This window comes from Hydrogenophaga sp., from assembly GCF_035481345.1.
Lineage (GTDB): Bacteria > Pseudomonadota > Gammaproteobacteria > Burkholderiales > Burkholderiaceae_C > Hydrogenophaga.
In genome coordinates this window covers 1-10,338 of the sequence record NZ_DATIGV010000004.1, presented here as the reverse complement: position 1 = coordinate 10,338, position 10,338 = coordinate 1, and the positions used below count along the sequence as shown (strand labels likewise).

Sequence of the window (10,338 nt, the reverse complement as noted above, 5' to 3'; positions counted from 1 at the left end):
CCGATGATGTCGCTCACGCGCTGCACCGAGCCCACGATCTCGCTCATGGTCTGGCCCGCATCGGCCACCAGGCGCGAGCCCGCGTCCACGCGCTCCACGCTGGCGCCGATCAGGCCTTTGATCTCTTTCGCCGCCTCCGCGCTGCGCTGCGCGAGGTTGCGCACCTCGCCGGCCACCACGGCAAAACCCCGGCCCTGTTCCCCCGCGCGGGCCGCTTCCACGGCGGCGTTGAGCGCCAGGATGTTGGTCTGGAAGGCGATGCCGTCGATGACGCCGATGATGTCGTTGATCTTGCGCGAGCTGTGGTTGATCTCGTCCATGGTGGTGACCACCTGCGAGACCACCGAACCGCCGCGCGCGGCCACCTCGGCGGCGCTGGCCGCCAGTTGATTGGCCTGGCGCGCCGCGTCCGCGCTCTGGCGCACCGTGCCGGTGAGCTGCTCCATGCTCGCCGCGGTCTGCTGCAGGTTGCTCGCGGTTTGCTCCGTGCGCGCGCTCAGGTCCTGGTTGCCGGTGGCGATCTCCTGCGAGGCCGTGTTGATGTTGTCGGCGGCGCTGCGCAACTGGCGCATGATGTCCAGGAAGCGCTGGCGCATGGCCTCGACCTCGATCACCAGCGTGCCGAGTTCGTCGCGTCGCGTGGTCTGGAACGCCTGCGTCAGGTCGCCCTGCGACACCGTGGTGACGGCGTTGGTCAGATCGCGCAGCGGGGCGCTCACGTTGCGGCGGATCAGCACGAACAAGCCGGCACCGAGCAGGGCGGTCGTGAAGATCAGCAGGCCCCAGAACATGTACATCATGCGCCAGTGCGAGGCCATGGCCTCGTCGTCCGAGACCTCGGCGATCACCCACCAGCCACTGGCCCGGGTGTCGCGCTTGACCGCCCAGGGATGGGTGATCTGCGGGTTGAGCAGTGCGGCGGACTCACGCACGAACACGTCCTGGCCCGCGCGCATCTCGTCCATCATCTCGCCGGCCTGGGGATTCACTTCCAGCACCTTCTTGCCCGCCAGCGCGGGCGGCGAGATGAACAGCGCATTGGCGTTGCTCTCGCGCGGATCGATGATCACCGTGCCGCCCGACTGGAAGAAGGTCGCGTCGGTGACGAGCTTGTCCAGCGAGGCCTGGAAATCGCGGATGTCGAAGCCGATGAAGAGGATGCCGACCACCTGGCCGGCGGCGTCCTTCACGGGCTCGTAATGCGTCATGTAGGCGTTGCCGAACAGCACGGCCCGGCCGGTGTAGGGCTTGCCCTGCAGCATCAGCGGATAGGCGGCGTGGTTGCGCGCCAGCGTGGTGCCGACGGCGCGCTCGCCGTTCTCCTTCTTGAGCGAGGTGCTGATGCGCTCGAAGTCGTCGCCCTTGCGCATGAAGATGGTGGCCACGCCGCCGTTGGCGAGGTGGAAGGAGTCGGCCTCGCTGTTGTCGCCGTTGAGCAGCATGCCCCAGCTCTTGAGCATGCCGTTGGCCACGTCGAGCTCGAAATGTTCGGCGAACTTCTTGCGGAAGGGCTGGTAGGCGCGTTCGGTCATCATGCGCGCCGTCGCGTCGAAGGCGTCCACCGAATCGGCCAGCGCCGCGGCCTTGTCGCCGGCCGCAGTGGCCAGGCTCGTGCGCGAATTGCCTTCAACCACGAAGGCCAGGCTGATGCTGATGATGGCCAGGGTGCCGGCCAGCAGCGCGACGGCTTGCAGCGACAGGCGACGCGCCACGGAGGCGCCGCTCTTGTTGTCCTTGGGGGGATTCGATCGGAACATGGTCAGGTGTCTCCTTCCACGAGCGGCAGCAGTGGTGGCCTTATTGCAGCGCCTGGGCGCTTTCGATCAGGCCCATGTCGGCGCTCGACATGAGTGCCTCGATGTCCATGAGGATCAGCATGCGTTCGCCCACGCTGGCGATGCCGGTGATGAAGCTGGTGTCGACCGAGGCGCTCATCTCGGGCGCGGGCTTGATGAGGTCGCCGGCCAGTTCCAGCACGTCGGACACCGAGTCGACCACGGCACCGACCACGCGGCCGCGCACGTTGAGCACGATGACCACGGTGAAGCCGTTGTATTCCACCTTCTCGCAGCCCAGCTTGATGCGCAGGTCCACGACCGGCACGATCACGCCGCGCAGGTTGACCACGCCCTTGATGAAGCTGGGCGCGTTGGCGATGCGCGTGGGCTCTTCATAGGAACGGATTTCCTGCACGCGCAGGATGTCGATGCCGTATTCCTCGGCGCCCAGGCGAAAGGTCAGGAACTCCGCGCTGGCGGCGGCTTGCGCGGCGGCGCGCGCGCCGTCCTGGCGGGCGATGTGGGTGGCTTCGTTGCGCATGTCCATGGCTGTCGGTCCTCGTGCAGGAAAGGAAATGGGAATGGGGGTGAGGGGACTATCGGCCAGGCCCGCGCGGTCTGAAGTCGGAAAAAGGACGACAAACCCCGCCCTAACACGCACGGCGGCCGTGTCCCGGGCGCGCTTTGAGTACCAAAGCATTCGCCACTTCACCCCCGGTGCGCCAGGGAGCGGGGCCTCTGCTAACTTCCGGCCATGTCCATTCACCTCGCCCCCACCCCGGCCATCGACAGCGAGCACCCGGCGATCCGTGCGTTTGCGCACAAACACGCGCGCGGCGACTCGGAGCGCGAGCGCGCGGTGTCGCTGTACCTGGCCGTGCGCGACCAGATCCGCTACGACCCGTACCGCATCGATCTCTCGCCCGCCGGCATGCGCGCGAGCACGACGCTGCGGCAAGGCCATGGCTGGTGCGTGCCCAAGGCGGTGCTGATGGCGGCCGTGGCGCGCGCCGCCGGCATCCCGGCGCAGCTGGGCTTCGCCGACGTGAAGAACCACATGAGCACCGAGAAGCTGCGCCGCACCATGGGCAGCGACCTGTTCGTCTGGCACGGCTACACCGAACTCTGGATCGACGGCGCCTGGCGCAAGGCCACGCCGGCCTTCAACCTCTCCCTGTGCGAGAAGTTCGGCCTGCTGCCGCTGGCGTTCGACGGCGTGCACGACTCGCTGTACCACCCCTACGACCGGGCCGGCCAGCGCCACATGGAGTACGTGAACGAGCGCGGCAGCTTCGACGACCTGCCGCTGGATCGCATCACCGCCGACTTCGCGGTGGTCTACCCGGGCTTCGGCCAGGCCGCGCCCGAGGGCGACTTCGCCGAGGACGCGGGGCGCGAGAACGCCACGCCCTGACCAGGCGTGGGCGGGCGCGTTCGGCTCACTTGGAGAAGCGGAACACCGCCGTGCTGGCCATCAGGTTGGGCAGCACGCGCACCTCGCGGCCTTCGTGCAGGCCAAAGCCGTCCTCCACGGTGAGCCCGTTGCGCCGCGCCAGCACCTCGAAGTCGGCGTAGGTGCCGACACGGATGTTGGGCGTGTCGTACCACTGGTAGGGCAGCCGCTTGGTCACGGGCATGCGGCCCTGCAGCACGGCCAGGCGGTTGGGCCAGTGCGCGAAGTTGGGGAAGGCCACCACGCCGATGCGGCCCACGCGCGCCGTCTCGCGCAGCATGGTCTCGGCGTTGCGCAGGTGTTGCAGGGTGTCGATCTGCAGGACCACGTCGAAGGCGTTGTCGCCGAACATGGTCAGACCCTCTTCGAGGTTGAGCTGCAGCACGTTGACGCCACGCTGCAGGCAGGCCTGCACCTCGGCGTCGTCGATCTCGACGCCGTAGCCCGTGCAGCCACGCGTGGCCTGCAGGTGGGCCAGCATGGCGCCGTCGCCGCAGCCCAGGTCGAGCACGCGCGAGCCCGGGGGCACCAGACGGGCGATGGAGTCGAGCAGGTCGCGTTCGCTCACTGGACTACCCTCCGTGCTGCGCACTGTGGGGCTGAGCGCCTTGGGAACGGCCCGGCGGCGCTCGGTGAAACCTTCGCGCAGCGCGCTGCGGTGCAAGCGCCTTCGGGCGGCCGGGCGGCGCTCATTGCGCTGCTCCCACGGTGTGTTGGAAGAAGCTGCGCACGGCCGCGTGGTAGCGCGCATCGTCGAGCAGGAAGGCGTCGTGCCCGTGCGGCGCGTCGATCTCGCAGTAGCTCACCTCGCGGCGGTTGTCGAGCAGGGCTTTGACGATTTCGCGGCTGCGCGCGGGGGAGAAGCGCCAGTCGGTGCTGAAGCTCACGAGCAGGAACTTGGCCTGCGCGCGCGCGAGCGCCGCGCTGAGGCTGCCACCGTGCTCGCGCGCGGGATCGAAGTAGTCGAGCGCGCGCGTGATCAGCAGGTAGGTGTTGGCGTCGAAGTACTCGCTGAACTTGTCGCCCTGGTAGCGCAGGTAGCTCTCGATCTGGAACTCGACGTCCTGAGTGGTGTAGCGGTAGGCCAGTTCGGCCACGGCGGCCGGGTCTTCGCCATCGACTGCGCGCAGGGCACGGCCGAACTTCTCGTTCATCACGTCGTCGCTGAGGTAGGTGATGTGGCCGATCATGCGGGCAATGCGCAGGCCGCGGCGCGGGAGGGTGCCGTGGCGCAGGTAGTGGCCGCCCAGGAAGTCGGGGTCGGTCACGATGGCGCGGCGCGCCACCTCGTTGAAGGCGATGTTCTCGGCCGTGAGGTTGGGCGCGCTGGCCACCACCACCGCGTGGCGCACGCGCTCGGGGTACTGCAGCGTCCAGGCCAGCGCCTGCATGCCCCCCAGGCTGCCGCCCATCACGGCGGCCAGGGTGTCGATGCCCATGGCGTCGAGCAGGCGGGCCTGGGCCTCGACCCAGTCCTCCACCGTCACCACGGGAAAGTCGGCGCCCCAGGCCTGGCCGTTGGCCGGGTTGGTGTGCGTGGGGCCGCTGGAGCCGAAACACGAGCCCAGGTTGTTGACGCCGATGACGAAGAAGCGGTCGGTATCTACGGGTTTACCCGGACCGATCATGTTGTTCCACCAGCCCTCGGAGCGGGCCAGGGGCTGGCCGTTGGCGTCCGCGTGCCAGCCAGCCACGTGGTGTGAGGCGTTGAGCGCGTGGCAGACCAGCACGGCGTTGGACTTGTCGGGGTTGAGGGTGCCGTAGGTCTCGACCACCAGCTCGTAGGCCGGCAGCACCGCGCCGCCCCGCAGGCTGAGCGGCTGGTCGAATCGGTAGGTGACGGGAGTGACGATCACGCTCGTTCCCCGCTTGCGCGGGGCCTGAAACAGAAAACCCGGTGGCCAAAAGGCGAACCGGGCATCTCCGAGCTCCCCTTTAGCGGCATTTGTTGAGCGCCCGCAATCCGGACAAATCGGCGCTGGGCGGGGAGTATAAGCGCCCCGCATGTTGTAACCGCGCATCGGCCGAACGCCTGGTTGGCGGCATCCGGAAATTTGTCACCGGCTTTCCGACGATCGGCGCATAATGCCCCGGCGTGCCGCCAAGCCGGCCGCATGTCAAGTGATCGGTTGGTTTCGCGCGCTGCACCTGTGCCGGACGACGGGGCTCCTCCATCGCTTCTTTTCTTGTGTTTTCAGGAGTCCCTCGAATGGGCAACAAACTTTACGTCGGCAACCTGCCGTACACCGTGCGCGACGAAGACCTGCAGCAGGCCTTCTCGGCTTTCGGTGCTGTCAACAGCGCCAAGGTCATGATGGAGCGCGAAACCGGCCGCTCCAAGGGCTTCGGCTTTGTGGAGATGGGCAGCGACGCTGAAGCGCAGTCCGCCATTCAGGGCATGAACGGCCAGTCGCTCGGCGGCCGCAGCCTGGTGGTGAACGAAGCGCGTCCGATGGAGCCGCGTCCCCCGCGCAGCGGTGGTGGCGGCTTCGGCGGCGGCCGTCGCGAAGGTGGCTTCGGTGGTGGCGGCCAAGATGGCGGCTTCCGCAGCCCCTACGGCGGTGGCGGTCGTCGCGACGGCGGCGGTGGCCGCGGCGGCTACTGATCCCGGCGGACCTACCCGCCCCCCAGCAAACCCCGCGACGACCTCGCGGGGTTTTGTTTTTCAGCGCCCTTCGCCCGCGCGGTGCTTGCGGGGCCGCCCTTGCAGCACGCGGTCGAACAGGGCGTTGGGCAGCAGGCGCAGCAGCTTGGCGACCACGCCCATCTGCCAGGGAATGACGCGGTAGCTGGCGCGCGCGGCGATCGCGTCGAAGGCGCGGTCCGCGAAGGCTGCGGGCGTCATCAGGAAGGGCATCGAATAGCGGTTCTCGCGCGTGAGCGGCGTGTCCACGTAGCCGGGCACCAGGGTCACCACCGACACCCCGCTGCCGCGCAGTTCGCCGCGCAGGCTTTCGCAATAGCTCACCACGGCGGCCTTGCTGCCACAGTAGGCGCCGTGGCCGGGCAGGCCGCGAATGGCCGCCACGCTGGCAATGCCCACCAGCGCGCCCGTGCCCCGGGCCTGCATGGGGCGCACGAAGGGGTGGAAGGTGGCCGCCATGCCGACGTTGTTGGTGGCGAAGGTGCGCGACAGCACCTCCAGGTCGCCGCGCTCGCCGGTGTCCATGCCCACGCTGATGCCGGCATTGGCGATCACGACGTCGGGCACGCCCTGCTCGACCAGGCAGGCCTGTCCGGCGGACACGATGCTGTCGACCTGCGCCACGTCGGCGCCGTAGATGCGGCAGCGCTCGGGGCCGAGGCCCTGGGCATCGGCCCAGGCCTGCAGTTCGGCGGTGCGGCGCGCCACCAGCGCGAGCCGGTAGCCGGCCTGGGCGAAGCGCGCGGCCAGCGCCTGGCCGATGCCGCTGGAGGCGCCGGTGATGAAGGCCAAGGGAGCGGCAGGCGGGTTCATGGGGCGGCCCGGGGGTTGAGCTGGACGCGCACGCGCCCACGGAAATCGGCGACCTGCTCGTCGCCGCGGTAGTCCAGCGTTTGCGCGTTGATGCGATCGCCGTTGCGCAGCAGCTCGACGGGCTGGTCGGAGGTCACGCGCTCGACGGGTTCGAGCTCCACACGCAGGAACTCGCCGCGAAACTCCAGGCGGGGCAGGGGCTCGCCCGCGTCGGTGCGGCCGCCTTCCCGCACGACCACCGCGTCGCCTTCGAGCACGAAGACGGTGTTGTCGGCGTTGGTGGTCACGCGCTGGGCGGTGGCGCGCATGACGGCGCCGGATTCGGCCAGGTTGCGGATGCGCGCGTTGTCGATCTCGACCCGATCGTCGTCCGGGTGGTGGCGCGCCTCGTCGCCGATGACCTCGGCCTTGAGCTGGCCAGCGGCGTCGAAGGACTTCACCGAGAAGCGGCGCATGAAGTAGTCGGGTTCGCTGGTCACCGGCCGTTCGGGCTGGGGCTCGGGCGCGGGCGGCGTGGCGCGCAGCAGCCAGTACGACGCCAGCGCCAGCAGGCCCATGAGCATGATGGGCAGGTAGATGGACAGGCGGTCCCACCACGGGGCGGGACGCCGGCGCGGCTCGGGTGGCGCGCTGCGGTCCAGGCCCGGGATGAGGTCGAAGTCGTCGTCGGCGCTCACCGCGCGGCGGCCTCGAGCTCGGCCGCGTAGGCGCCGCGCGCCATCAGCAGCAGGTCGCAGAACTCGCGCGCCGCGCCCTCGCCCGCGGCGCGGCGCGTGACGTGGTGGGCCATGGCGCGCACCTCGTCGTGCGCGGCCGGCGGCGCCACGGCCAGGGCGGCGCGGCGCAGCAGGGGCAGGTCGGGCCAGTCGTCGCCCATGGCGGCGGCGGCCGCCCAACCCAGACCGAGTTCATCAAGGATGGACTGGGCCGCGGGCGCCTTGTCCTCGGTGCCCAGGCGCAGGTGGGTGACGCCCAGCGCGGACAGGCGCTGGCGCAGGGGCTTGCCGTCGCGCCCGCTGACCACGGCCGGCGTGATGCCGTGGCGCTGCAGCAGCTTCAGGCCATGGCCGTCGAGCGAGCTGAATCGCTTGAGCGTTTCGCCCGCCTCGCTGAAGTACAGGCCGCCGTCCGTGAGCACGCCGTCGACGTCGAAGAAGGCCACGCGCACGGGCTGGGCGCGCAGCAGCAGTTCCGGAGCGAAAGTCTGCACGGGCACCATCAGATGACTTTCGCGCGCATGAGGTCGTTGCTGTTGAGCGCACCCACCAGGTGCCCGGCCTCGTCCACCACGAGCAGGCTGGTGATGCTGTGCGCTTCCATGAGTTCGGCGGCCTCCACCGCGAGCGCTTGCTCGCGCACGGTGCGTGGCGCGGGGTGCATGACCTCGCGCGCGGTCAGGGCGCGCAGGTCGGTGCCGCTGCCGGTTCGCTCGATCAGGCGGCGCAGGTCACCGTCGGTGAAGATGCCGACCGCTCGCCCGTCCGCGACGACGGCGCTCATGCCCAGCCCCTTGGCGCTGATTTCGCGCATGAGCGCCATCAGCCCGGTGTCAGGCGACACACGCGGCACGGCGTCGTCGCGGCGCATGACGTCGCTGACGTGCGTGAGCAGCTTGCGGCCCAGCGCCCCACCGGGGTGTGAGCGCGCGAAATCATCGGCGAGAAAGCCGCGCGCATCGAGCAGGGCCACCGCCAGCGCGTCGCCCATGGCGAGCTGCGCCGTGGTGCTGGCCGTGGGTGCGAGGTTGTGCGGGCAGGCCTCCTTGGCCACCGAGGTGTCGAGCACCACGTCGGCGTGGCGCCCCAGGGTGGAGTCGGCCCGGCCGGTCAGCGCGATCAGCGGCACGCCCATGCGCTTGATGAACGGCAGGATGGCGCTGAGCTCCTCGCTCTCGCCAGAATTGCTCAGCGCCAGCACCGCGTCCTGGCGGGTGATCATGCCCAGGTCGCCGTGGCTGGCTTCCGCCGGGTGCACGAACATGGCCGGCGTGCCGGTGGACGCCAGGGTGGCGGCGAGCTTGCGGCCGATGTGCCCGCTCTTGCCCATGCCCATGACCACCACCCTCCCGCGGCAGTCGAGCAGGCGCTGGGCGGCCTGGGCAAAGGCGGCATCGACGCGCCGGGCGAGCGCGCTCACGGCATCGGCTTCGATCTGGAGGGTCTCGATGGCCAGTTGGCGGGCCCGCGACGGGTCGATCGGAGGGAAGGCGGACATGCGGCGGATTATCGCCGCGGCCCCGCGAATCCCCGGCCCGCGCGGGGCCAAGCCGCCCTTACGATGCGGGCCATGACCTCGCTCGACCTCGCACTGCTGTACCTGCTGGCCGCCGTGCTGGCGGTGGTGGCCTGCCGCAGCTACAAGCTGCCCCCCATGGTGGGCTACCTCGCGGTCGGGGTGCTCATCGGGCCGCACGCGCTGGCGCTGTCGCAGAACTCCGGCGGACTGCGCTACCTGGCCGAATTCGGCGTGGTGTTCCTGATGTTCGTGATCGGGCTGGAGTTCAGCCTGCCCAAGTTGCGCGCGATGCGGCGCCATGTCTTCGGCCTGGGCCTGTCCCAGGTGGTCTGCACGATGGTGCTGGCCGCGCTGGCTTCGTTCCTGCTGGGGCTCGCGCTGCCCAGCGCCTGGGGCCTGTCGTGGCAGGCGGCGCTGACCATGGGCGGCATCATGGCAATGAGCAGCACGGCCATCGTCATCAAGCTCATGGCCGAGCGTCTGGAGCTCGAGTCGGAGCATGGCAAGCGGGTGATGGGCGTGCTGCTGTTCCAGGACCTGGCCGTGGTGCCGCTGCTGGTGCTCATCCCGGCGCTGTCGGCGCCACCGGAAGAACTGGCCAAGGCGCTCGGCCTGGCCCTGCTCAAGGCGGGCGTGCTGCTCGCCGTGCTGCTCACCGGCGGACAGCGCGCGCTGCGCTGGTGGCTCACGCTGGTGGCACGGCGCAAGAGCGACGAGCTGTTCATGCTCAACCTGCTGCTCGTCACACTGGGCCTGGCCTGGATCACCGAGCACGCCGGGCTCTCGCTGGCACTGGGCGCCTTCGTGGCCGGCATGCTCATCGCCGAGACGGAATACAAGCACCAGGTGGAAACGGACATCCGCCCCTTCCACGACGTGCTGCTGGGCCTGTTCTTCATCACCATCGGCATGACGCTGGACTGGCGGCTGGTGCTGCAGCACTGGCCACTGGTGCTGTTCATGCTCACGGCCTCCCTGGCCTTCAAGCTGGTGCTGATCACCGCGCTGGCCCGGGCCTTTGGCGCGCCCATGGGCACCGCGCTGCGCACCGGGATCTACCTCGCCCAAGGTGGCGAATTCGGGCTCGTGCTGCTCACGCTGGCGGGCCAGCACAGCCTGGTGCCGCCCGAGCTGTTCAACCCTGTGCTCGCCAGCATGGTGATGTCCATGCTGCTCACGCCCTTCGCCATCCTGTACAGCAACCGCATCGTCACCCGCCTGGTGGGCAGCGACTGGCTGATGCAATCGGTGCAGATGACCGCCATCGCGCGCAGGGCGATCAACGCCGACAAGCACGTGATCATCTGTGGCTACGGCCGCTGCGGGCAGAACCTGGCGCGGCTGCTGGAAGCCGAGGGCATCCCCTACATGGCCCTGGACCTCGACCCCGACCGCGTGCGCCAGGCCGCCGCCGC

Annotated in this window: 11 protein-coding genes; 3 read left to right on the top strand and 8 right to left on the bottom strand. The window is 69.6% G+C overall.

Going from position 1 to position 10,338, the window contains the following annotated elements:
* Positions 1-1,757, bottom strand: a 1,757-nt coding sequence (locus VLG41_RS00165) for a Cache 3/Cache 2 fusion domain-containing protein (protein WP_325347377.1), incomplete at its 3' end; no start/stop codon positions are given.
* 40 nt (positions 1,758-1,797) lie between these two features.
* Positions 1,798-2,325 carry a chemotaxis protein CheW gene (locus tag VLG41_RS00160; protein WP_291017085.1) on the bottom strand — a complete coding sequence of 176 codons (528 nt, stop codon included), beginning with the start codon at positions 2,323-2,325 and terminating at the stop codon, positions 1,798-1,800.
* 207 nt (positions 2,326-2,532) lie between these two features.
* Here VLG41_RS00160 and VLG41_RS00155 point away from each other — a divergent pair, with 207 nt between their 5' ends.
* Positions 2,533-3,192: a transglutaminase family protein gene (locus VLG41_RS00155; RefSeq protein ID WP_325347376.1), complete on the top strand. Its 660-nt coding sequence runs from the start codon at positions 2,533-2,535 to the stop codon at positions 3,190-3,192.
* A 25-nt stretch (positions 3,193-3,217) separates the two neighbouring features.
* Here VLG41_RS00155 and metW read toward each other — a convergent pair whose 3' ends face one another.
* Both metW and metX read right to left on the bottom strand, forming a co-directional pair.
* Positions 3,218-3,799 carry a methionine biosynthesis protein MetW gene (gene metW / locus VLG41_RS00150; RefSeq protein WP_325347375.1) on the bottom strand — a complete coding sequence of 194 codons (582 nt, stop codon included), beginning with the start codon at positions 3,797-3,799 and terminating at the stop codon, positions 3,218-3,220.
* Positions 3,800-3,920: 121 nt separating this feature from the next.
* Positions 3,921-5,087 (bottom strand): homoserine O-succinyltransferase MetX, encoded by a 1,167-nt coding sequence (metX, locus tag VLG41_RS00145; RefSeq protein WP_325347374.1) that lies wholly within the window; start codon positions 5,085-5,087, stop codon positions 3,921-3,923.
* A 353-nt stretch (positions 5,088-5,440) separates the two neighbouring features.
* On the opposite strand from metX, the gene VLG41_RS00140 reads away from it, so the two are divergent.
* Positions 5,441-5,836 (top strand): RNA-binding protein, encoded by a 396-nt coding sequence (locus VLG41_RS00140; protein ID WP_325347373.1) that lies wholly within the window; start codon positions 5,441-5,443, stop codon positions 5,834-5,836.
* A 60-nt stretch (positions 5,837-5,896) separates the two neighbouring features.
* Here VLG41_RS00140 and VLG41_RS00135 read toward each other — a convergent pair whose 3' ends face one another.
* From VLG41_RS00135 to VLG41_RS00120, 4 genes are read right to left on the bottom strand one after another with little or no spacing between them, the layout of a single operon-like run.
* Positions 5,897-6,688 carry an SDR family oxidoreductase gene (locus VLG41_RS00135; RefSeq protein WP_325347372.1) on the bottom strand — a complete coding sequence of 264 codons (792 nt, stop codon included), beginning with the start codon at positions 6,686-6,688 and terminating at the stop codon, positions 5,897-5,899.
* Entirely contained in the window at positions 6,685-7,365 is a 681-nt protein-coding gene (lptC, locus tag VLG41_RS00130; RefSeq protein ID WP_325347371.1) for an LPS export ABC transporter periplasmic protein LptC, read from the bottom strand. The genes VLG41_RS00135 and lptC overlap by 4 nt, the downstream gene beginning before the upstream one ends.
* Positions 7,362-7,907 (bottom strand): KdsC family phosphatase, encoded by a 546-nt coding sequence (locus VLG41_RS00125; protein WP_325347370.1) that lies wholly within the window; start codon positions 7,905-7,907, stop codon positions 7,362-7,364. Before VLG41_RS00125 ends, lptC begins: the two co-directional genes overlap by 4 nt.
* A complete protein-coding gene (locus VLG41_RS00120) occupies positions 7,907-8,902 on the bottom strand; it encodes a KpsF/GutQ family sugar-phosphate isomerase (protein WP_325347369.1) in 996 nt (331 codons plus the stop codon). The genes VLG41_RS00125 and VLG41_RS00120 overlap by 1 nt, the downstream gene beginning before the upstream one ends.
* Before the next feature lie 72 nt (positions 8,903-8,974).
* On the opposite strand from VLG41_RS00120, the gene VLG41_RS00115 reads away from it, so the two are divergent.
* Positions 8,975-10,338: monovalent cation:proton antiporter-2 (CPA2) family protein (locus VLG41_RS00115; protein WP_325347368.1), on the top strand; the 1,364-nt coding region annotated here is incomplete at its 3' end.